The sequence below is a fragment of the Gemmata sp. genome (assembly GCF_051859125.1).
Classification (GTDB): Bacteria; Planctomycetota; Planctomycetia; order Gemmatales; family Gemmataceae; genus Gemmata.
The window spans coordinates 1-21,155 of record NZ_JBHYGG010000035.1 but is presented as its reverse complement, the minus strand read 5'-3'; the positions used below and the strand labels follow the sequence as shown (position 1 = coordinate 21,155).

Here is a 21,155-nt window from a genome sequence, read left to right as displayed (position 1 = left end):
TGCGGGGGTGAAGAGTTCGAATCTACAGCTTCGGGCTTCCGCCCCGGAGGGGCCGACGTTCTGAGCCCAGTGCGGGAGCACTGGGTGATTTTGAGAAGAGCGGCGTGACCCCGGCCGCAAACAAGTTGTGAAGCACGTGGTGAGTGCCGGGGCCACGCCGGACCATTTTACGCGCGACCAAGTGCCCAGGAGTGAACCACAATGGCCCTGTACCTGTTCAAGGAAGAGCCCGGCACGTACAGCTTCGCCGACCTGGAGCGCGACGGCACGACGACGTGGAGCGGCGTCAAGAACGCGCTGGCCCAGAAGCACCTCCGGGCGGTCCAGAAGGGCGACCGCATCTTCTTCTACCACACCGGCGACGAGAAGGCCGTAATCGGCGTCATGGAGGCGACCGCGGCGGCGGTCCCCGACCCCGGCGACGCGAGTGGGAAACTCGTCGCGGTCACCGTGAAACCGGTGCGGAAGCTGAAGAAGCCTGTGACGCTCGCCGCGATCAAGGCCGACGCGGCGTTCGCGAACTGGGAGTTGGTGCGGCAGTCGCGGCTGTCGGTGATGCCGGTGCCGGACGAGCTATGGAAGAAGATCGAGGAGATGGGAAAGTAGTCGGCATACTCCGTGTGCCGTTCTCTTGTCACACGACGGCACACGGGGTGTGCCTGATCCATTCGGAAGAAAAACGTGAACGCCCCGGGGTGCAAAACACCCCGGGGCGTTCAGTGAGTCGGCGGTTAGATCCCCGACGACTCGTAAATTGGGCAGCCGGCTATACGGTCCGCCCGTAACGCGGCCATTAAGCCAGCCGGCCCTCGAAATCCTGGTAACAATAACTACTTGGCACAGGACCACCTCCTTTCAACAAGGACTCGCTTCAGAAGGCCCCTTACCAGAGGGACCTCCCTCCGCCTCCAGCCCGTCGCGCCTCGGACGCGCGACCCGCTCAAGCCGCTGGAATAATACACCGCTCGGGCGTCCAGGGGAAGGGTTTCGCACTCGAGAAACGCGACGAAATCGTGCGGGGCCCCGCGTGTCCGGATTTCCCCATGCGGGTCGTTGATCCCGCGCGACCTGACCTATCGGGCGGTGGACGTGGAGCATGCGCCGCGAGTGGGGCAGGGTGATCGGCCTGACAACAATTCTTCCGGCCAAGTGAACTGGTTCCGGACCTGAAACGTTGATTCCGGACGTGGGTTGGGGAGTCACCCGGAACCATTCCGAACGCAGCACCACAACCGAGCGACGCACCCCAACCTCGCGGCTCCGGAACGCCACCGCACACCCACGAACCCGGCGCGAAACTTCGCCGCCCCCGTTGGCACTCCCGCCAACGCCCGCGACAATGGCCCTGTTGTGCTTCGGTCGTAACGGACCCCGACGCACCCCCTCAACAGGGCCAGCCAATGTACCACGCGCTCATGCTCGTCGCTCTGGTGTCGCTGCTCCCCTCCGCCCGGCCCGCGGTGCTGACGGCGGCCGCCGCGAAGCAGGGCGGCGACCTGAAGCTGTCCAACGTGCGCCTTACGATCGGCGAACTCGGCGGCCCGCGGCCCGCGGCCAAGCTGCTCCCCGGCGACGTGCTGTTCATCGGGTACGACATCAACGGGCTGACCATCGATGGGGACGGGACCGCCAAGTATAAGATGTCGATGGAGGTCCGCGACGCGGCCGACAAGTCCATCTTCAAGCAGGACCCCCGCGAGCTGGTCGACTTCGTCCCGCTGCGGGGCACCAGCATCCCGGCCCGCGCGTTCATCACCATCGGGCTCGACCAGGACCCCGGCACCTACACGTGCAAGATCCGCGTCGAGGACCCGAAGGTGAAGGGGAAAGAGGACACGGTGACCGTCAAGTTCGAGGTGCTCAAGCGGGACTTCGGGATCGTCGCGGTGTACTCCAGCCACGACGAGCGGGGCCAGTTCGCCGCCCCGACCACCGGCGTCGTCGGCCAGACCCTGTTCGTGCAGTTCAGCGTCGCCTCGTTCCAGCGGGACGCGAAGACCAAGCAGCCGAACATCGAGTTGCAGTTCCAGCTCGCCGACGACAAGGGAACCCCGACGCTCGAGAAGCCCCGGACGCACATCCAGGACAGCGGCGTCGAGGCCGCCGACGGCGCGTTCGGGATGCGGTTCCCGGTGTTCATGAACCGCCCCGGGAAGTTCACCGTCCAGCTCACCGCGACGGACAAGGTGGCCAACAAGAAGGTCACCTACGAGCTGCCGCTGACGATCCTGCCCTCGAACTGACTCCGGGGATGGGAGATTGGAAGTCGGAGGTTGGAAGTGGAACCCTTCGCCTCGCTTCCAACCTCCAATCTCCAACCCCCAACCACCCCGAGTACAAGATGACCCCCGCCGAGCGGACCGAGCAGATCGCACGATACCGGAACATGGTTCAGGGCGACCCCGAGGACGACCTGGCCCAGTTCCGGCTCGGGCAGGCGCTCATGGAGGACGGCCAGTTCCCCGAGGCCGTCGAGGCGTTCGAGCGCACCCTGAAGCTGAGCCCCGGGTTCTCGCGGGTGTACCAGTACCTCGGCGAGTGCCTCATCAAGGAGGGCCACAGGGACAAGGCCGCCGAGGTGCTGACGCGGGGCTGGGCCACCGCCGACGAGCGCGGCGACCGGCTCCCCCGCGAGGCGATCGCCAAGCTCCTCGTGTCGATCGGCGCACCGGTCCCGGCCCCGGTGCCCCCGAAGGTCGAGGACGACGGCAGCCCCGACACCGGGTTCCGGTGCCAGCGGCCCGGGTGCATGGAGGGCAAGCGGGCCAAGCCGCTCGCCGCCCCTCCGGTGTCCGACGAGATCGGCACCCGCATCCAGGCGGACGTCTGCTCGGCGTGCTGGACGCTGTGGCTGAAGGACCAGAGCATCAAGGTCATCAACGAGCTGCGGCTCGACCTCAGCTCCGACTTCGGCCAGGGCGAGTACGACCGCCACATGCGCGAGTTCTTCGGCTTCGAGGACGCCCCGAAGGCGTGACCGCCGTGACCACCTACCTCATCCAGTACGGCCGCCCCGGCTTCCTCGGCCGGTTCCGCTCGGAGCTCGCCCTCACGCGGGGCGAACGGGCGGCCGTGCGCACCGTGCGGGGCACCGAACTCGGCGAGGTGCTCGTCGCGCTCGACGGGGCCGGCGACGACGGCGAAGTCCTCCGCCGCGCCACGGCCGACGACGAGGCGATCGCCGCCCGTACCGAGGCGACCGCCCAGGAGGTCCTCGCGGCCGCGACCGACGGCACGATCGAACACACGCTCCCGCTCGTGTTCGCGGACGTGGAGACCACCCTCGATGGCGTCGCGATCCTGCACGCACTGCCGTGGGACGCCTGCGACGCCACCGCCCTCCTCGAACGACTCTCGGACCGGTTCGGCCTCGCGGTGCGGCTCCTCGACCTGTCCCGCTCGCCGACCGCGAAGGACGAGCCCTCGCAGGGCGGGTGCGGCAAGCCCGGGTGCGGCACCGAGTCGGGGGGCGGGTGCTCGACCGGCGGGGGGTGCTCGACCGGGTCGTGCTCCCGCGGGGCGGTGAAGAGCGCCGACGAACTGACCGCCCACTTCGCCGACCTGCGCCGCCAGATGGAGGCCGCCGGTCCCGCCCGCACCCCGCTGAACTGACCCGCCCCGTCCGTACAATCAGCCCGGTCGAACCGCGCCCGCACCGACGCGGGCGCTCTCACCCCAGGAGTCCAAACATGCTCTCGACCAAGGTGCTCCGGCTCTGCTGCGTCGCCCTCGGCGTCCTCTCTGCGGGCGGGGCACGGGCCGCGAACCCGATCGTCGTGATGGAGACCAACCACGGGACCGTCAAGATCGAGCTGTTCGAGGACAAGGCCCCGGTCACGGTCAAGAACTTCCTGAAGTACGTCGAGGACAAGCACTACGACGGCACCGTGTTCCACCGGGTCATCGACGGGTTCATGATCCAGGGCGGCGGGTTCGAGCCGGGGATGAAGGAGAAGAAGACCCGCGACCCGATCAAGAACGAGTCGAACAACGGGCTGTCCAACGCCCGCGGGACGATCGCGATGGCCCGCACCAGCGCCCCCGACAGCGCCACGGCCCAGTTCTACATCAACGTGAAGGACAACAAGGGGCTCGACGGCTCGCCGGACAAGGCCTCGGGGTACACCGTGTTCGGCCGCGTCACCGAGGGCATGGACGTCGTGAACAAGATCAAGGAAGTGAAGACCGGCACCAAGGCCGGGTTCGAGAACGTGCCCGAGGACGACGTGGTCATCAAGTCGGTGAAGCTCGAAGCGGGGAAGTGACCACGCCGAGTAAAGAAAAAGGTAAGGAGTAAGCGGTAAAGACAGAAGCCGTGCCGTCGAGCCGCTTCTGTCTTTACCGCTTACTTCTTACCTTTTTCATTCACCCAATCATTCGGCCGGTTCGAGTTCCGCGGTCATCGACCCCTTGCACCGCGGGATGCGGGCGTCGGGGCCGAAGGCGTGGATCTGGTCCCTCTTCAACTCGGCCCGCTCCAGGCTCGTGGTGCAGACGACCGCGCGGCCGGTCGAGTCCACCAGCTTCGCGAGCTGGTACCCCTTCTCGACCGGGTGGCCGAACAGCGCCTTGAGCATCTCGATGACGTACTCGAACGTGTGGTCGTCGTCGTTCAGCAGGATCACGTTGTACGGCGGCTGCCGCTTGGTGCGCTGCTCCTGTTCGACGTCGGCCTCGGGCAGTGTGGTTGTTCCGCTCATCTTCGCGTCACCTCCGGTGGTCCGCAGCACGCGCGGCGCGTCGAACCCCGATCGGGCGTCCCTCGGTACATCTTACGGGTTGGGGGCGGGTCATGTGGCCGCGGGCCACGCGCCGGTCGCCCGCGGCCGGGTGACCCCCGACATCGGGGCCAGCCGCTCCTCCAACCGGCCGAAGCACACGACGGCGATGTCGTCGTTCTGGGGCACCCCCCCGGCGTGGCGGCGGACCTCGGCCACGAGCCGCTCGCCCATCCGCTTGGGCCGCACCGTGTCGGGCAGCTCCGACCCGTCCGGGAACAGGAACCGGTCCACCCGGTCCATCCCGAACATCTCCCCGGCGGGGCTCATCGCGTCGGTGACGCCGTCGGTGTACACGGTGATCGTGTCCCCGAGGTCGAGGAGGACGGTCATCATCTCGTACTCGTACCCGGGCACCACGCCCAGCGGCAGCCCCGTGGCGTCGTTCGAGATCGCCTCGCCGAGCTCGCCCTTGGTCCCCTTGAACAGCTTCGGGTTCATGTGCCCGGCGTTCACCACCGTCAGCTCGTGCGTGGCCGGGTCGAGCACCATGACCGTGAGCGTCACGAACCGGTCCTGGAGCCCGCCGCGGATCATCTGGTCGTTCAACAGGGTCACCGCCCGCGCCGGGTTCGGCTCGGTGACGAGCGAGAACTTGACCTCGGAGCTGAGCTTCGCGACCAGGAGCGCCGCCGGGACGCCCTTGCCGGCCACGTCGCCCAGGACGATCGCGACCCGCCCGTGGGGCAGGGTGACGAAGTCGTAGTAGTCGCCGCCGACCGTCTGGGCCGGGGAGTAGTGCGAGAAGAACTCGTACCCGTCGTGGGTCGGGAGCGTCTGCGGGAGGAACCCGAGCAGCACCGTGCGGGCCAGTTCGATCTCCTTCTGCTCCTTCTCGCGGGCCAGCACCGAGGCGTGCAGCCGAGCCTTGTCCACCGCCACGCTCGCCAGGTTGGCGACGATCGCGAGCAGGTTCAGGTCGTCGGTGTTGAACTTCTTGGTCCGGTTCTGGGTGTCGAGCTGGATCGCGCCGACCGGCCGGCCCTCGGCGCTCATGAGCGGGACGCACATCACGGACCGGATCTTGAACTCGGCGATGCTCGCGGCCGGGCCGAGGTTCGTGTCGCCGGTCGCGTCCTCGCTGAGGAACGCCTGCCGCGAATCGATCGCCTTGCGGACGATGGTGCGGCTGAACCGCGGGTCCTCGGTGCCCACGTGCCGGCTCTTGACCACCTTCGGGATCGGCCGCCCGCCCTCGTCCAGTTGCAGCACGAAGCACCGGTCGGCCTGCTTGAACGTGCCCAGGAGCGTGTCGGCGATCTGGACGAGCAGTTGGTCGAGGTCGAGGGTCTTCGACAGCCCGGTGCTGATGTCCAGCAGCGCCCGGAGCCGGTCGGCCGGGGCCACCTGGAGGAAGTCGTTGGCGTTGGCCGCGCCCTGGCTCGCCTCGATCGTCGTCATCCCGCCGGCGTCGGCGTCCTCCTCGGACGCCTCCTTCTGCATCCACGCCGGGAGCTTGCCCGGCTTCACGAACCGCTCGTCGCGGAACTGGAACAGGAAGTCGCAGATCTTGATCCGGTCGTCGGGCTTGAGCGGCTGGCGGCCCGGCGGGCTGACCTCCTTGCCGTTGACGAACGTGTGGTTCCGGCTCTTCAGGTCCTCGATGAGGTACGTCCCGTTCTGGACGGTGATCCGGGCGTGCTCGCGGCTGACGGCGTGGTGCGGGATGACGATCTGGCACCGGTCCGCGTCGCGGCCGATGACCTGCGACTCGCCGGTCAACTGGATCGTCTTGCTGGTGTTCACCCCTTCGGGGACCTTCAGCAACTGGAGCGTGGGCATGGAGTGGGTCCGGGAAATCGCCACCGGGGGGAGTCGGCACCGGCGTCGAGATGGGTGTCCCGAGAGAACATAAAGAATACCCCCGGATGTTACTGCCGAACGGGCCGGAACGCAAGAACGACGGCGGCCCGGTTACCCCGCGCCGACCCGGAACGGGAGCGGCTGCCGCTCCAGCCCCGCGAACAGGTTCACCACCGACATCTCCGCCATCTTGTACCGCGTCTCGACCGTCGCGCTCCCGAGGTGCGGGGTGACGACGAGGTTGTCGAGCGCCAGGATCGGGTGGCCGCGGGGCAGCGGCTCCGGGTCGGTCACGTCGAGCGCGGCCGCGTGGATCCGCTTCGCCGCCAGCGCCTCGGTGACCGCGTCCAGATCGACCACGGCCCCGCGGGCCACGTTCACCAGCGTCGCCGTGCGCTTCATCTTCGCGAGTTCCCCCCGGCCGATCAGCCCGCGGGTCTCGGCCGTTAATGGCACGGTCAGCACGACGTAGTCCGCCTGGGCCAGCAACTCGTCGCACGTGGCGTACCGCGCCCCGAGGGCGATCTCGGCCTCGTCGTTGCGGTTCCGGTTGCAGTACAGTACCGTCATGTCGAACCCGCGGGCGCGCCGCGCGACCTGCCGGCCTATCCGCCCCATGCCGAAGATCCCGATGGTGCTCCCGTGGATCTCGCGGCCGAGCATGTGCGACGGGTCGAACCGCAGGAAGTTCGGGCCGCGGGCGTAGCGGTCGCCCTCGACGAGCCGCCGCCCGGCCGCGAGCAGCAGCGCGAACGCGAGGTCGGCCGTCGCACCGTCGAGGACCCCGGGCGTGTTCCCGACGGGGATGCCGCGCTGCGTCGCGGCCCGCACGTCGATGTGATCGACCCCGACGCCGAAGTTGCTGACCACCCGCACGCCGGGGCAGCGGTCGAGCAGGGCGGCGTCCACGGTCGGGTGGCCGTAGGTGTAAATGGCGTCGATCCGATCGGTCGTGGTATCCCACGGCACGAGTTCGACGCGGCCCGCGAGGAGCTCGATCACGACCTCGGACACCGGGAGGTCGGCGAGCACTCGCGGGGGCGGCGGGCTGGAATGCATGACGTGGAACCGGGTTGGGGAAAACTCCGTAAAGTGCGATTGACAGCCCGCACTCATCCGCACAGTATAGTGCTTGAAACCGGCCTCTTCTCTGTTCCGGCCCCACCGTTGTGAGGTTAACCCCTCAGAACGGTGGGGTTTTTTTACGGCCCGATTCTCGCACTTCGCCCGCCCCGGAGGCCCCCATGATCGCGCCGACAGCGGTCGTTGCCGCCCTGGAAGCCGCCGGGTTCACGCACCTCGTTTGGATCCCCGACAGCCACCTGGGGACGTGGGAACCCGCTCTGGCCGGCTCGACGCTCGCCCCGATCCGCGTGACCCGCGAGGGCGAGGCGGTGGGGGTCGCGGCCGGGCTGATGCTCGGCGGCGCGCGGCCGCTGGTCGCGGTGCAATGCACGGGGTTCTTCGAGGCCGGCGACGCGGTGCGGAACGTCGCTCACGACATGAAGCTGCCGCTGAAGATGATCGTCGGAGTGCGGAGCCTGCGGGCGAGTCGTGCGGGAAAGAGTGCGGACAACTGCCCGCACTTCGCCGAGAAACTCGTCGCAGCCTGGGAGCTGCCGCACCGCGAGTTCGACCCGGCGTCGGGCAGCGAGGCCGAGCTGACCGCGGCGCTGCGGGAACTGGCCGAGAGCGACGCGGCGGGCGTGTTACTGTGGGCGGAGTGATGGGAGCACTCAAGCGAAGCAATGGCACGCGGAGGACGTGGATGAAAGGCAGGATTGAAGACCGATCAGCAGGAAACCCGTTCCTTGAAACACGGTCTCGTCTGATCCTCTTGACCCCGCCTTTCATCCGCGTCCCATCGCTTGATTCCGCTACTTTCGGTCGAGCACGAACTCGACGTACCCGAGGTGCATCTCCTCGTAGGTCTGCGGACCCCAGCGGACGGTCTTCTTCGGGTCGGGGTTCGCCGGGTTCTTGTCGCTGTTGTCGTACCACGCGGTGTAAATCAGCGAGCTGCCGCGGGGTGCGGTCACCGGGTCGGCGAACCGGTACTGGAGCTGCCAGTTGAAGTCGTAGTGCGGCACGTCGAGGATGGTGCTGGTCTTCCCGTCGGGCGTCTTCAACTCGTACTTTGCGGCCTTGCCCCGCAGGTGGGCGTGCGGGAACAGCGCCAGCACCTTCGCGTCGAACGGCACCGGGATCTTCGCCTCCACGCGGTGGTTCCCCTCGCCGGGCGGGATCTGGAAACTGTGGTTCGCGATGCCCGCGACGTGGACCTCGTGCCGCGGCGCTTGCTTGGCGAAGATCAGCCCGAGCTTCGTCTGGTCGGTGGTGGCCTTGCCGTTGGGCGTGTAGTGCATCTGGAAGTGGAGCGTCGCGCCCTTGGGGAGCTTCTTCGCGTACCCGTCGGGGTAGACGAGCGAGTTGTTCCCCGGGACGTACACGGCAAAGAACCCGGCCGCCTCGGCCCCGAGCCGCGCCCCCTTGGCCGTCGCGAACACGAGGACGTGGTGCGTCACCTCCCGGGCCGTCGGTTGCACCTCGAGCGCCTGCACCCAGCGGTCCTCTTCGAAGTCCGTCTCGACCTTGATGTGCTGGTACCCCATCACCCCCTCGGCCTTGACCGCGACCGGCTTCGGCAACTGGAACGTCGCGTCGGGCTTCCCGATGAGCCAACCGGATTCGTACTTGCGGGGCAGGGGGGCGTCGGCCGGGTCGCCCTTCTTCAGATCGCCGCCCAGGAACGCGAGCAGGTCCTTCTTGTCGGCGTCGGTCAAGCTGCGGTCGTTGGCGAACGGCGAGTGCGTGGTCTTCGCGCTCGCGGCGAACCACGGCGGCATGGTGCCGTTCTCGACCACCTTCTTGATCGCTCCCTTGTTCGCGACGACATCGTCGTAGGTGTCCAGCGAGAACGGGCCGACGCCGCCGGTGCGGTGGCACTCGACGCAGTTCGCCTGCACGATGCGCTCGATGCGGGCGTGGTAAGTCAGGGCAACTGCCGGAGTCCTGGCCGCGTCGGCGTCGAGGGCGCAACCCGGGGCGGTGGTCGCCACGATCGCGGGCGGCTTCCCGGCGAGCGCCTCGTCGAGGGCAGCCACGAGGTACCTGTTCCGCGGGGCGTCGAGGGCGTAGCCGAGACCGTACTGGTCGTCGATCGCGCCGCGGTACACGACCGTGCGGGCCGCGTCGAGCACGACTACCTCCGTGGTGGATGTCGCGCCCAGCGCGGCGGTGAGTTTGCCGTCAGTGTCGTGGGCGTACCGGCCGGCGAACGCGGAGCCGTCGGGCTTGTCGGTGGCGGTCGGATTCACGAACAGGAACGCGACGCCCTTCGCGGCGTACTCCTTCTCGATGCGGGCCAGCGAAGGAGCGTACTTCTTGCAGAGCGGGCACGTCGTGTTGGTAAACGCGACGACGGTGAGCTTCGCCGCCTTGAGGTCCGAGAGCTTGCCGCTCTTCCCGGCGAGGTCGGTGAACGCGACGTCGGCGACGAACTTGCCGACACCGGCCTCGGCGGCCCGCAGTACCCGCGGGGCGTTCTTCACGGGGTCGGGCTTGGCGGCCGGCGTCGCGGCGGGTGTTTCGGGCGTGCCGGAGCCCGAGCCGTCGCGGAACGGGTTCCTCTTCGCCGGCTCCTGGGCCGCCGCGACACCAACCGAGACCGTGAGCACGAGTGCGAGCAATCGCATTTGACGGGTTCCGCTGAAGGCCGGGGGCGCGAGGTGAGAAGTGATACCCGCGGGCGGTACGGGATGTTTCAGGCACCTGGCGAGCCGGGAGCGTTAGCGACCGGAGTTCCTTGAACCCTCCGGTCGCTGACGCGCCCGGCTCGCCAGGCGACTTCACGCCACGACTTCCTTGACGACGTTCCCCTTCGTGTCGGTGAGCCGCATCTCGCGGCCGGCGTGGCGGTAGGTCAGCTTCTCGTGGTCCAGGCCGAGCAGGTGCAGCACGGTCGCGTGCCAGTCGTGGACGTGGACCTTGCCGTCGACCGCCTCGAAGCCGTAGTCGTCGGTGCGGCCGTGGGCGAACCCGCCCTTCACGCCGCCGCCGGCCATCCACATCGTGTAGCCGCGGGCGTTGTGGTCGCGGCCGTCGCCCTGGCCCGACGGGGTGCGGCCGAACTCGCCGCCCCAGATCACGAGCGTGTCCTTCAGCATGTCCTTGCGCTTGAGGTCTTCGAGCAGCCCGGCGATCGGCTTGTCGATCGCGGTGCAACTGTTCGTGAGCGCGTCCTTGAGGTTGCGGTGGTGGTCCCACCCGGGCATCGCCAGCTCGACGAACCGCACCCCGGCCTCGACCAGCCGCCGGGCGAGGAGGCACTGCTGGCCGAAGCCGCCCGCTCCGCCGCCGCGCGGCCCGAAGCCGCCGCCCATCCCGCCCCCACCGCGCCCGCCCTCGATGCCGTAGAGCTTGAGCGTCGCGGCGGTCTCGGTGCTCGTGTCGAGCAACTTCGGGAGTTCGCCCTGCATGCGGAACGCCAGCTCGTAGGAGGAGATGAGCCCCTCGATCTCGGGGTTCTCGCCGCCGGCCTCGAGCGCGTTCTGGTTGAGCGACTGCACGAAGTCGAGTTGCTCGCGCTGGGCACCCGGCGTCAGCTTCGGGTTCTTGAGGTTGCTCACCTGCGGGTTGCTTGCGCCCCCGAAGCCCCCGCGGCCGATCTTCGTGCCCTGGTACATCGCCGGGAGGAACGACGCGCCGTAGTTCGCCGGGCCGCCGTTGTTCTGCGGCGGGCCGATGGTGACGAACCCGGGCAGGTTCGCGTTCTCAGTGCCCAGCCCGTACAGCGCCCACGCCCCGAGGCTCGGCCTCGGAAACTGGAAGATGCCGCAGTGCATCTGGAGGAACGCCTGCGGGTGGTTCGGCAGGTCGGTGTGCATGCCGTTGAGCAGGCACAGCTTGTCGGCGTGCTTCGCGAGTTCCGGGAACAGGTCGCTGATCCACAGCCCGCTCTCGCCGCGCTTCTCGAACTTGAACGGCGACCCCATGAGCTTGCCGCCGCCGAACACCCCGCGGCGCGCCGGGGCCGCCTTGCCGTCGTCGGCGGTGAGCTTCGGCTTGTAGTCGAACGTGTCGACGTGGCTCGGCGCACCCTCCATGCACAGGAAGATGACCCGCTTCGCCTTCGCGGGGAAGTGCGGCTTCTTCGGTGACAGCGGGTTCGGGGCGCTTGGCGAGCCGGGAGCGTCAGCGACCGGAGTTCCCCGGGCGGCCTGCTCCTGGGCCAGCGCCGCGAACGCGAGGTACCCGAACCCGGACGACGTCGATTTCAACAACTGGCGGCGAGTGAACATCGCGGGCTCCGTGTGCGGGGTGTTGGCGGGCGGTCACTTGCGGTACTGGAACTCGGCGCTCGCGAAGAGCGCCTGGCAGAACGCGGCCCACGTCTCGCGCTCCTGGCGTGCGGCCGGGACGCGGTCCTTCGCGAGCTTGGCCTGGAACCCGTGCAGGAACTTCTCGGCGGTCGCCAGCTCCTTCTCGCCGGGCGGGCGGCCGTAGAAGTTCAGGTACGCGGCCCGGATGCGCTCGGTGTCGGTCGTCGTGGACTTCAGAAGCTTCTCGGCCGCGGCGTCGGCCGACCGCAGCACGAACGGGTTGTTCAGGAGGAACAACCCCTGCGACGGCACCGTGGTCGTCGGGCGGTCGGCGGTGATGAGGCTCGGGTCCGGGGCGTCGAACAACGCCAGCGCCTCCGGCAGGTTGTCGCGGACGATCGGCAGGTACACCGAGCGGTGCGCGTTCCGCGGGTCGTTGATCGCGGTCGCGATCTGGTCGCCGCCGAGCCGCTGCCGGCCCGTCGGCCCCTCGCCGGCACGGGCGACCACCGAGCCGACCGGCGGGGTCGCGTCGAGTTGCCCGCTCACGGCGAGCATGGAGTCGCGCAGGCTCTCGGCATCGAGCCGCCGCGGCGACATGCGCCACACCAGCGCGTTATCGGGGTCGGCCTCGAACGCGGCCTTGTCGAACTTGGAGTCGAGTTGGTAGGCGTGGCTCATCACAACGCGCTTGACGAGAGTCTTCACGCTCCAGCCGCCGTCCATGAAGCCGATCGCGAGGTGGTCTAGCAACTCGGGGTTCGTCGGCGGCTGGCCGGCCGCACCGAAGTTGTCGGCGGTCGGGACGATGCCGCGGCCGAACAGGTGCATCCACACGCGGTTCACCATGACGCGGGCGGTGAGCGGGTTGTCGCGGCTCGCGATCCACTCGGCGAGTTCGAGCCGCCCGCTGCCGGACTTCACCTTGAGCGGCGACTTCGACATCACCTGGAGCGTGCCGCGGGGCACCTTCTCGGCGGTCGGCTGGTCCGGTTCGCCGCGGTTGTAGACCGGGCTGTCGTCGATCGTGCGGCTGCCGGCCCCCCGCATCCCGAACCCGCCCTTGGGGCCGAACCCGCCCGCCCCGAACCCGCCGCCGGCGCGGCCCGGCTTGTCGCGGACGCCCATCGCCTGGAGCTTCGGCGTGCCGTCGGCGGTGTAGCCGTCGAGCTTGCTCTGGGCCAGCGCGAGCTGCGCCGAGGGGAGGATGTTCGCGAGCCTGTCGGTGCTCTCGGCGATGCGCTTCTTGAGGTCGGCGATCTCTTTTTCGAGCGCCGCGCGTTGCTCGGCCGTGAGATTCCTGGCGACCGCGCTCGGGGCGGATTCCGCGGGGAGTTGCAGGAGCGGGCTCGGCCGCTGGCTCTGAACGAACCGCACCGTGCCGTAGCACGTCTCGGTGCTGCGGAAGATGCCCGCGAGGGCGTAATAGTCCTTGGTGGGGATCGGGTCGAACTTGTGGTCGTGGCACCGGGCGCATGCTGCCGTGATGCCGAGTAACGCTTGCGTGGTCACGTCGATCTGCTCGTCCACCACGTCGAGTTCGAACTGCAACCCGTTGTTCTCGTTGAGCGCCTTCGGGCCGATGGCGAGGAACCCGGTGGCGACGAGCCGCTCGGCCCTCACCTTCGGGTCGGCGCTCGGCATCAGGTCGCCGGCGAGTTGTTCCTTGATGAACTGGTCGTAAGGCTTGTCGGCGTTGAACGCGGCGATGACGTAGTCGCGGTACCTCCAGGCGTGCGGGTAGTTGAAGTTGGCGGTCTTGCCGGTGCTCTCGGCGTACCGGGCGAGGTCGAGCCAGTGCCGCCCCCAGCGCTCGCCGAACCGCGGCGACGCGAGGAGCCGGTCCACGACCTTCTCGAACTCCTTCGCGCTGGTGTCGGCGGCGAACGCCTCGACCTCGTCGGAGGTCGGCGGCAGGCCGGTCAGGTCGAGGGTGACGCGGCGGATCAGCGTCCGCTTGTCGGCGTCGCCGACCGGCTTGATGCCCTTCTTGTCCCATGCGGCCGCGAGGAAGGCGTCGATCTCGGTGCGGATTTCGAACTTCGGGTTGGCGACCTGCGGCACCGGAGCGGCCCGGGGCGGAACGAACGCCCAGAACGAGCGGCCCTTCTCGACGTCCACGACGTACTTCGGGGCGGTGGCGACCGCCTTGCCGTCGCGGGGGTCGGGCGCGCCCATCTTCACCCACGCCTCGAAGTCGGCGATCACCGCGTCGGGGAGCTTCCCCTTCGGGGGCATCGCGGTGTCGGCGTCCTTGTGGCGGATGCCCTTGATGAGCAAGCTCTTCTCGGGGTTCCCCGGAACGATGCTCGGGCCGGTCGCGCCGCCCTTTCGCACGCCCTCGCGGGTGTCGAGCGACAGCTCGCCCTTCAGCTTCTCGGCCTCGGCCGAGTGGCACTTGTAGCAGCTCTCGACGAGGACGGGCCGGATCTTCTTCTCGAAGAACGCAAGTTGTTCCGGCGTCGGCTTCTCGGCGTACCCCGTCCCCTTCGCGGGCTGTGCGGCCGTTGGGGCGGCCCAGCCGGCCAACGCGGCGAGGCTGGCGAGGAGGATTCGCGGCATGGCGTGGCACCCCGAAAGGACGTGAGCGGCGACGGCACCAACATAAACCCCGGCACCCGCGTCGCGGTGTCATTCTCATCCCGTTTTCGCAATTGGCGCGCCCTGGAAGTAGGGCGCGAGAGCGGTTGCGGTGTGTCGGGGAGGGGTCTCCGCAAACGACGCGAACTCTTCGCTCACGCGGCGAACTCCTCGCGAACGCGGCGAACTCTTCGCGAACGCCCCCGAGAGGTCCGCGAACGATGCCGGGCTCTTCGCACACGACGTCCAGCCGCGCGCCTCAGAACCGTTCCAGACACCTTTCCACCGCGGCCGCTAAACTGACGGTTGCCCCACCACGAGCCGACACCATGCCCGAGCCCCGTAGCACGCCGCCGCTCACCCGCGGCGACACCCGACCCGTCAAGCGGCGCACCCGCACGTTCCGGCCGAACTACATCTCGTTCGCCGGCACCTACCAGTGCAACCTGAGCTGCCCGCACTGCTGCGTGCCGATCGAGTGGACCGACCGGCTCGACATCCCCACGGCGATCCGGTTCCTCGAACAGGCGCACGAGGCCGGCATCGAGTTCCTCGGCTTCACTGGGGGCGAGCCGTTCCTGTACCCGGAGTTCCTCGCCGCCGTCACGAAGCGGGCCGCGAAGCTCGGGTTCCGGTTCGACAAACTCATGACCAACGGGGTCTGGCACGCCGACGCGAAGCACGCCAAGAAGGTGCTGACACAGCTCCGCGACGCCGGCTTCACGGGCAAGATCGGCCTGAGCGTCGACAAGTTCCACGGCATGGACATCGCGAAGCTCGCCGAGTTCTGCCGCGTCACGCGCGAGGTGTTCGCCCGCGATAACGCGCTGTCGCTGAGCTACGCGAGCCGCACGCCGGACGCGGGGCTGGAGCCGATCCGCCGGCTCGCGAAGGAACTCGACGGCGTGGTCGAGTGGTCCGACATGCTCGGCAAGTTCCTGATGGTGACCGACGACCTGACGATGACGGCGTGCTGGAACCACCTCGCGACGGTCGAGCGGGCCGAGGGGCTGCCGGGCAACCCGTGGGACGGCGAGTGGTTCAAGGAGGACTACTGCGAGGGGCCGGGGCAGGCGCTGATCGTGAACCCGCGGGGCGAGGTGAAGCCGTGCTGCGGGTTCGCGTCGGACCTCGATCAGCTCACCATCGGCAACATCCACACCGACACGGTCGAGCAGGTCATCGCGTTCGGCCGCAATCACCCGGTCGTCGGCACGATCTTCCGCGAGGGGCTCACTGCCATCCGCGACGAGATCCTCGCCCGCGACCCGAACGCCCTCCCCGGCGCGACGAGCAACCACTGCTTCTTCTGCTGGTACGTCCTGACCCGCGGGCTCGCCGCAGGGGTGAACGGCGGCGGCGGGAAGGTCGGCAACTGGACCGGCGAGAAGGCCAACTTCACCGGCGAACTCTTGCAACTCGGCGTGCGAACCCGGTGACCCGGAGCGACCCATGAGCACCTACGCGCCACCTGTGAGCGAGTTGTTGAAGCTCGGCCGGCCCGATCTCGGCCGGACGAGCATCGATTACCCAGCGCTCGGGATCGGTTCGGAACACGTGCCCGAACTGATCCGATTGATGCGCGACGAGAGCCTCTGGGAGTCGAACGACGAGTTGCCGGAGTGGTACGCCAACATCCACGCCTGGCGTGCCCTCGGGCAACTCCGTGCGGTTGAGGCGATCGAGCCGCTTCTGGACTTGATCGCTGACCAGGAGGGCGACGACTGGAACGACTGGGTGATCGACGACGTGCCGCGGGTGCTCGGCGAGATCGGCGTTCCGGCGCTGGCCCCGACGCTCGCGCGGCTCAACAACCGCCGCCCGGGGCAGGAGACCGCGTCCAACTTCGCGACGGCCGCGACCGAGATCGCCCGCCGGCACCCGGAGGTGCGGGCCGAAGTCATCGGGCACCTGGTTCGCGTCCTTCAGACGGGACTGGAACCCGAACCCGAACTGAACGGGTTCATCGTCGCCGACCTGCTCGACCTGAAGGCGGTGGAGGCGTGGCCCGCGATCGAGGCGGCGTTCGCCCTCGGCACCGTCGATGAGTCGATCGCCGGCGGTGCGGCGGACGTGAAGTACCAACTCGCCCTCGGTCCGAAGCCCCTGCCGCACCAGTCGCGCGGGATGTTCCTGCCGCAGTCGGCCCGCAACGCGAAGCAACGGGCCGAGTCGCGGGCCCGGCAGCGCAAGGCCGAGAAGAAGAAGCGCAAGAAGCGGAAGTAAGTGGCGCGAGCTGATCTCAGAACCGGCGAATTGCTGCACCTCGGCGTGCGGAAGTAGGAGAGGCGACGCGGTTTGGTGTAGGGCCGGCTGTGCCGGCCGAGGTGGAGTGCTGGTGCCGGAGTGCGAGGCGGGCGATCTCGCGACGTGGTGCCCCTCACCCGCCGCGAAGCGCGGCGACCTCTCCCCGCAGAGCCGGGGCGAGGTGGGGTGGCTGGCCCGATGCCACGCTCACCCGTCCGCGTTGCTGGTGAGAGACGTAGGGGCAACACCTCGCCCCGTTCCTACGGGGAGAGGTCGCGACGAGGCTTTGCGAGTCGCGGGTGAGGGGCACCACGCGAAGGACGTCGCAATCACGCGGACCCACCGGGTCGCCGATCTTCGAGCCACCTACCTCGCGCCGGCCGGCACAGCCGGCCCTACCTGCCGGGCACGCTCCATCGCGTCCGACACGGTGTCGCGGAACAGCGACAGCGAGCGGTCCCAGGCGAAGTCGTGCGGGAGGCGCTCGCGACCGGCTTCGCCGAGCGTGCGGCGCAGGGTCGCGTCAGATGCGAGGCGGCCGAGGTGGTGGGCGAGTTCGGACACGTCGCCGCACGCGGCCTGTAAGCCGTCGCGTTCGTGCCGCACCAACTCTCCGGGGCCGCCGGCGCGATAGACCACGTTGGGTTTGCCGTTCGCCCACGCTTCGAGCAGCACGAGGCCGAACGAGTCGGTGCGGGACGGCAGTGCCAAGGTGTCGATGCCCGCGAAGAAGTCGCGCTTCTGGGCGTCGGTGAGGACGCCGAGCCGCGTGACGTGTTGCTTACCCGCGAAGCTCGACCAGAAGGTGCGGAAGTTCGGCATCTCCGGGCCGGCGAGCACGACGCGGAACCGCTGGCCGCTCGCCCACGCCCGCTCCGCCGCCCGCAGCAGGTCGCACGTTCCCTTCTCCTCGCTGTTGTTCGCGAGGTGCCCGATCACCGCTTCATCCTGAGCGACGCCCCACAACGAGCGGGCACGCAAGCAGTCACCGCCGGTGCATTCGGCCGCATCGACGCCAAGCCCTTGCAGGTGGAGGCGCTCCTCCCGCACGCCCAGTGACAACGCGGTGTCACGCTCGGCCATTGTTTGCACGAAGACGCCGTCGGCCTGCTGCAGCAACCAGCGGAGGTGCGGGCGGGTGTACTGGCGGCGGGTGCGGTCGTGCGGGTCGGTCGGGTCGCCGATGTGCAGGAACGGCGTGACGAAAAACGGCACGCCGCGCCGCCGCGCCAGCCGCAGCCCGCACAGGATCGGGAACGAGTACGGGAACGCGGTCGCGTGGACCGCGTCGAGCGGCCCGTCGTACCGGCCGGCGTCGCGCCACATCGCGGGGCACACCGGGTTGCACGGACTTGTGAGGCACTGCCACGCGCGCACCGGAAGCAGCGACAGCGCCTTGAGGACGTACCGCCGGGCCGGGAAGAGCAGGGGGGGGTAGCGGAAGACTCGCGGCACGGCCCCAACGCTCCCGCGTCGGGCTAAGGACGTCGGCCCCTCCGGGGCGGAAGAGAGAAACGAAGTCTTCGCCCCGGAGGGGCCGGCGTGTTTAGCCCGGGGCGGAAGCCCTGGGTGTGCGCGTCGCCAGAAGTCTTCCAGCGCCACGGCCGTCGTCGTCCACACGGTCACGGCGTCGCCGCGGGCCGCGAGGTACTCGCACAGCCGGGCCGCGTACGCCTCGGCCCCGCCCAGCGCCGGCGGGTACCGGTGAACGAACTGCGCGAGGTGCATGGGCCGTCCGTTGCCGGGGACTACCGAACCGTGCGGAATCGCCTACGATGATCCCTTGGCGTCTACCGCATTCTCCGCACAGCGTTTGGGGCCAAGCGCGACATGATCCGCACCTCGCAACTCGCCGCGTCCGTCAAGCCGTCCGCCACCATAGCCGCGGGCACGAAGGCCCGTCAACTCAAGGCCGCCGGCATCAAGGTCTGGGACTTCAGCCTCGGCGAGCCCGACTTCGACACGCCCCGGCACATCTGCGACGCCGCCGAGAAGGCCGCGACCGGCGGGCAGACGCACTACACGCCGACCTCCGGCACCGCCGAAGTGAAGGCCGCCATCTGCCGGTGGTACAAGAAGTACCACGGGTTCGAGTGCGCCCCGGAGAACGTCATCGTCTCCAACGGCGCGAAGCACTCGATCCACAACGCCCTCGCCGCCACCGTCGGCCCCGGCGACGACGTCGTCATCCCGACCCCGTACTGGGTCAGCTACTCCGACCTCGTCAGCATGACCGGCGCGAACCCGGTTCTCGTCGAGACCACGCCCGAGAGCGGGTTCAAGCTCACCCCGGCCCAGCTCAAGGCCGGGCTGACGCCGAAGACCCGCATCCTCATGCTGAACTCGCCGTGCAACCCGACCGGCACGATCTACTCGCGGGCCGAACTCGAAGCGCTCGTCGACACGCTCATCGACAACAGCGACGCGGCGATCCTGAGCGACGAGATCTACGAGCAACTCACCTACGGCGACGCGAAGCCGACGTGCGTGGCGACGCTCCGCCCCGGCCTGAAGGACCGCACCATCACGATCAGCGGGGCGAGCAAGAGCTACGCGATGACCGGCTGGCGGATGGGGTGGGCGGTCGCTCCGGCCCCGGTCGTGAAGGCGATGGATACCATCCAGAGCCAGGAGACGAGTTGCCCGTCGTCGGTGTCGCAGGCGGCGCTGATCGCGGCTCTCGACGGCCCGCAGGAGTGCGTGGCGACGATGCGGACCGAGTTCGCCGCCCGCCGCGAGCTCACGTACAAGCTCCTCGACGCGATCCCCGGCGTGAAGGTGGTGAAGTCGGACGGCGCGTTCTACGCCTTCTTCGACGTGACGGCGCACCTGGGCAAGTCGTTCGGCGGCAAGCCGGTCACCGACTCGCTGTCGTTCTGCAACACGCTGCTGGAGCAGGCGTACGTGAACCTGGTGCCGGGGGTGGCGTTCGGGGCCGAGGGGTTCGTTCGGATGTCGTACGCGACGAACCGGGCCACGATCGAGGGCGGCCTGGCGAAGCTCGGCGAGTGGCTCGCCGGGGGGAAGTAAAAGACCGGTTCATCCGCAGATTACGCAGATGGACACAGATTTCAAAACCAAGAGAGAGCAGAGTTTGAAACAAACTCGGTTCTGCTCTCTGGTTCTTTAATCTGTGTCCATCTGCGTAATCTGCGGATGAACCTCTTCTCTTCAACTCTTGCTGAAGAACTCGACGGCGTTGCGGAACAGTTGCAGCCCGTCGCCCTCGGACTTCAACCCCTGGCGCGTCCACTGCGGGTGCTGCGTCGGGAACAGGTGGCGGTCCGGGTGCGGCATGAGACCGAGCGCGCGACCGGTCACGTCGCACACGCCCGCGATGTCATCCTGCGAGCCGTTCGGGTTCACCGGGAAGCCGCCGCGGTTCCCGCCCGCGTCGACGTACCGCAGCACCACCTGTCCCGCCTGGGCCAGCCCGTCGGCGATCCACTGCTTGCGCGTGATGAACTTCCCCTCGCCGTGGCCGATCGGCACGTGCATCTGCTGCACGTTCTTCAGGAACGGGCACTTCCCCGGCGTCGCCCTCAGGTGGACCCAGCGGTCCTCGTAGTGGCCCGAGTCGTTGTTCGTGAGCGTGGCGAGCGGGCCGTCCTCGTCGGGCGGCACGAGCAGGCCGGCCTTGAGCATGGCCTGGAACCCGTTGCAGATGCCGAGGATGAGCTTCTCGTTGGTGTCGTCGCGGAACGCCCGGAGGGAGTCGGCGAGGAAGTGCTGGAGGTACAGCGCCTGAACCTTCCCGGCCCCGATGTCGTCCCCGTAGGAGAACCCGCCGGGGAGGACGAGGATCTGGTAGTCGCGGAGCTGCCTCGGGTTCTCGCGGAGGGCGTTGAGGTGGAGCCGGGTGCCGCGGCCGCCAACCATCTCGAAGGCCGCCTGGACCTCGTGGTCGCAGTTGGTACCCGGGGCGCGGAGGATCAGGGCGTGCGGAGTGGCCATAGGGAATTATCCGTTAAAGGCAAAGTTTGTGCTTGACCCGCGCAAAGTGAGGGCACACACTCGTTGTAATGTCTCGCTGCCCACCTCACCAGGGCACGAACGGGGCTGAGGGATGGCCGACAACCCCAAGCGAATTTAGCCACCTCACAGTGGCTTGGGGCTCCTTTCCCAATTTTTTTCGCCGGGCGGGTTGACAGTTCCCGGGTAGCCCTTATCATTCCATTACCACTGCGACGCGGTGGTGACCGCGACAAGCGAAAGCCAACGTGCCCGAAAGGGTTCGAGGCAAGTAACTTGGAGCAAGCTCGATCTTTGACAAGTTGGTAGCAGATAGCCTTAAGAGGGGTGGGTTTACGCTGTTGGAGCGTGAATCAGACCCCGGCCCAAGTCGGGCGGAGGCTGGTCGGCCGCGAAAGTGGCCGGTCGGGTTCCGTTCGGCAGGTCGAGAATTTGAGGTACGCGAACAACGGCG

The 21,155-nt window shown here is 68.5% G+C and carries 17 protein-coding genes; 9 read left to right on the top strand and 8 right to left on the bottom strand.

Annotation, left to right across the window (positions count from 1 at the left end):
* The first annotated feature begins 201 nt into the window (after positions 1–201).
* The 5 genes from ACTIGN_RS04890 (at position 202) to ACTIGN_RS04870 (ending at position 4,265) form a co-directional block, all read left to right on the top strand.
* The gene (locus tag ACTIGN_RS04890; RefSeq protein WP_439621683.1) at positions 202–606 is read left to right on the top strand and encodes an EVE domain-containing protein; all 405 of its coding nucleotides are present in this window, start codon (positions 202–204) and stop codon (positions 604–606) included.
* Positions 607–1,400: 794 nt separating this feature from the next.
* Positions 1,401–2,243: a hypothetical protein gene (locus ACTIGN_RS04885; protein ID WP_439621682.1), complete on the top strand. Its 843-nt coding sequence runs from the start codon at positions 1,401–1,403 to the stop codon at positions 2,241–2,243.
* A 98-nt stretch (positions 2,244–2,341) separates the two neighbouring features.
* Positions 2,342–2,977, top strand: coding sequence for a tetratricopeptide repeat protein (locus tag ACTIGN_RS04880; protein ID WP_439621681.1), 636 nt, complete (start codon positions 2,342–2,344; stop codon positions 2,975–2,977).
* Positions 2,978–2,982: 5 nt separating this feature from the next.
* Positions 2,983–3,612 carry a hypothetical protein gene (locus ACTIGN_RS04875; RefSeq protein WP_439621680.1) on the top strand — a complete coding sequence of 210 codons (630 nt, stop codon included), beginning with the start codon at positions 2,983–2,985 and terminating at the stop codon, positions 3,610–3,612.
* 158 nt (positions 3,613–3,770) lie between these two features.
* Positions 3,771–4,265, top strand: coding sequence for a peptidylprolyl isomerase (locus ACTIGN_RS04870; RefSeq protein ID WP_439621736.1), 495 nt, complete (start codon positions 3,771–3,773; stop codon positions 4,263–4,265).
* A 108-nt stretch (positions 4,266–4,373) separates the two neighbouring features.
* Here the strand turns inward: ACTIGN_RS04870 and ACTIGN_RS04865 are convergent, their stop codons facing one another.
* The 3 genes from ACTIGN_RS04865 to ACTIGN_RS04855 all read right to left on the bottom strand — a co-directional run bounded on the left by ACTIGN_RS04865 (position 4,374) and on the right by ACTIGN_RS04855 (position 7,640).
* On the bottom strand, positions 4,374–4,700 hold the full coding sequence (locus ACTIGN_RS04865) for an ATP-dependent Clp protease adaptor ClpS (protein ID WP_439621679.1): 327 nt from the start codon (positions 4,698–4,700) through the stop codon (positions 4,374–4,376).
* 90 nt (positions 4,701–4,790) lie between these two features.
* On the bottom strand, positions 4,791–6,560 hold the full coding sequence (locus ACTIGN_RS04860; RefSeq protein WP_439621678.1) for a SpoIIE family protein phosphatase: 1,770 nt from the start codon (positions 6,558–6,560) through the stop codon (positions 4,791–4,793).
* Between the two features lie 132 nt (positions 6,561–6,692).
* Positions 6,693–7,640 carry a 2-hydroxyacid dehydrogenase gene (locus ACTIGN_RS04855; RefSeq protein ID WP_439621677.1) on the bottom strand — a complete coding sequence of 316 codons (948 nt, stop codon included), beginning with the start codon at positions 7,638–7,640 and terminating at the stop codon, positions 6,693–6,695.
* A 185-nt stretch (positions 7,641–7,825) separates the two neighbouring features.
* Between ACTIGN_RS04855 and ACTIGN_RS04850 the strand changes: the two genes are divergently transcribed.
* On the top strand, positions 7,826–8,308 hold the full coding sequence (locus ACTIGN_RS04850) for a hypothetical protein (RefSeq protein WP_439621676.1): 483 nt from the start codon (positions 7,826–7,828) through the stop codon (positions 8,306–8,308).
* 150 nt (positions 8,309–8,458) lie between these two features.
* Here the strand turns inward: ACTIGN_RS04850 and ACTIGN_RS04845 are convergent, their stop codons facing one another.
* The 3 genes from ACTIGN_RS04845 to ACTIGN_RS04835 form a co-directional block, all read right to left on the bottom strand.
* On the bottom strand, positions 8,459–10,276 hold the full coding sequence (locus ACTIGN_RS04845; RefSeq protein WP_439621675.1) for a redoxin family protein: 1,818 nt from the start codon (positions 10,274–10,276) through the stop codon (positions 8,459–8,461).
* A 153-nt stretch (positions 10,277–10,429) separates the two neighbouring features.
* Entirely contained in the window at positions 10,430–11,881 is a 1,452-nt protein-coding gene (locus ACTIGN_RS04840; RefSeq protein ID WP_439621674.1) for a DUF1501 domain-containing protein, read from the bottom strand.
* Between the two features lie 33 nt (positions 11,882–11,914).
* Complete coding sequence (locus ACTIGN_RS04835) at positions 11,915–14,464, bottom strand: PSD1 and planctomycete cytochrome C domain-containing protein (RefSeq protein WP_439621673.1); 2,550 nt, start codon at positions 14,462–14,464, stop codon at positions 11,915–11,917.
* Positions 14,465–14,811: 347 nt separating this feature from the next.
* Here ACTIGN_RS04835 and ACTIGN_RS04830 point away from each other — a divergent pair, with 347 nt between their 5' ends.
* On the top strand, positions 14,812–15,921 hold the full coding sequence (locus tag ACTIGN_RS04830; RefSeq protein WP_439621672.1) for a radical SAM/SPASM domain-containing protein: 1,110 nt from the start codon (positions 14,812–14,814) through the stop codon (positions 15,919–15,921).
* A gap of 13 nt (positions 15,922–15,934) precedes the next feature.
* Positions 15,935–16,708 (top strand): hypothetical protein, encoded by a 774-nt coding sequence (locus tag ACTIGN_RS04825; RefSeq protein ID WP_439621671.1) that lies wholly within the window; start codon positions 15,935–15,937, stop codon positions 16,706–16,708.
* Between the two features lie 387 nt (positions 16,709–17,095).
* On the opposite strand, the gene ACTIGN_RS04820 is transcribed toward ACTIGN_RS04825, so the two are convergent.
* Positions 17,096–18,457 carry a glycosyltransferase family 4 protein gene (locus ACTIGN_RS04820; RefSeq protein WP_439621670.1) on the bottom strand — a complete coding sequence of 454 codons (1,362 nt, stop codon included), beginning with the start codon at positions 18,455–18,457 and terminating at the stop codon, positions 17,096–17,098.
* Between the two features lie 102 nt (positions 18,458–18,559).
* On the opposite strand from ACTIGN_RS04820, the gene ACTIGN_RS04815 reads away from it, so the two are divergent.
* The gene (locus ACTIGN_RS04815; protein WP_439621669.1) at positions 18,560–19,759 is read left to right on the top strand and encodes a pyridoxal phosphate-dependent aminotransferase; all 1,200 of its coding nucleotides are present in this window, start codon (positions 18,560–18,562) and stop codon (positions 19,757–19,759) included.
* 141 nt (positions 19,760–19,900) lie between these two features.
* On the opposite strand, the gene ACTIGN_RS04810 is transcribed toward ACTIGN_RS04815, so the two are convergent.
* Complete coding sequence (locus ACTIGN_RS04810; protein WP_439621668.1) at positions 19,901–20,683, bottom strand: phosphoribosylformylglycinamidine synthase subunit PurQ; 783 nt, start codon at positions 20,681–20,683, stop codon at positions 19,901–19,903.
* Between the last annotated feature and the right edge of the window lie 472 nt (positions 20,684–21,155).

What these genes read in the sequence shown, in the direction of transcription:
- ACTIGN_RS04890 (WP_439621683.1), top strand. Translation starts at nt 202, where the DNA reads ATGGCCCTGTACCTGTTCAAGGAAGAGCCCGGCACGTACAGCTTCGCC.
- ACTIGN_RS04885 (WP_439621682.1), top strand. Translation starts at nt 1,401, where the DNA reads ATGTACCACGCGCTCATGCTCGTCGCTCTGGTGTCGCTGCTCCCCTCC.
- ACTIGN_RS04880 (WP_439621681.1), top strand. Translation starts at nt 2,342, where the DNA reads ATGACCCCCGCCGAGCGGACCGAGCAGATCGCACGATACCGGAACATG.
- ACTIGN_RS04865 (WP_439621679.1), bottom strand. Translation starts at nt 4,700, where the DNA reads ATGAGCGGAACAACCACACTGCCCGAGGCCGACGTCGAACAGGAGCAG.
- ACTIGN_RS04860 (WP_439621678.1), bottom strand. Translation starts at nt 6,560, where the DNA reads ATGCCCACGCTCCAGTTGCTGAAGGTCCCCGAAGGGGTGAACACCAGC.
- ACTIGN_RS04855 (WP_439621677.1), bottom strand. Translation starts at nt 7,640, where the DNA reads ATGCATTCCAGCCCGCCGCCCCCGCGAGTGCTCGCCGACCTCCCGGTG.
- ACTIGN_RS04850 (WP_439621676.1), top strand. Translation starts at nt 7,826, where the DNA reads ATGATCGCGCCGACAGCGGTCGTTGCCGCCCTGGAAGCCGCCGGGTTC.
- ACTIGN_RS04845 (WP_439621675.1), bottom strand. Translation starts at nt 10,276, where the DNA reads ATGCGATTGCTCGCACTCGTGCTCACGGTCTCGGTTGGTGTCGCGGCG.
- ACTIGN_RS04840 (WP_439621674.1), bottom strand. Translation starts at nt 11,881, where the DNA reads ATGTTCACTCGCCGCCAGTTGTTGAAATCGACGTCGTCCGGGTTCGGG.
- ACTIGN_RS04835 (WP_439621673.1), bottom strand. Translation starts at nt 14,464, where the DNA reads ATGCCGCGAATCCTCCTCGCCAGCCTCGCCGCGTTGGCCGGCTGGGCC.
- ACTIGN_RS04830 (WP_439621672.1), top strand. Translation starts at nt 14,812, where the DNA reads ATGCCCGAGCCCCGTAGCACGCCGCCGCTCACCCGCGGCGACACCCGA.
- ACTIGN_RS04825 (WP_439621671.1), top strand. Translation starts at nt 15,935, where the DNA reads ATGAGCACCTACGCGCCACCTGTGAGCGAGTTGTTGAAGCTCGGCCGG.
- ACTIGN_RS04820 (WP_439621670.1), bottom strand. Translation starts at nt 18,457, where the DNA reads ATGCACCTCGCGCAGTTCGTTCACCGGTACCCGCCGGCGCTGGGCGGG.
- ACTIGN_RS04815 (WP_439621669.1), top strand. Translation starts at nt 18,560, where the DNA reads ATGATCCGCACCTCGCAACTCGCCGCGTCCGTCAAGCCGTCCGCCACC.
- ACTIGN_RS04810 (WP_439621668.1), bottom strand. Translation starts at nt 20,683, where the DNA reads ATGGCCACTCCGCACGCCCTGATCCTCCGCGCCCCGGGTACCAACTGC.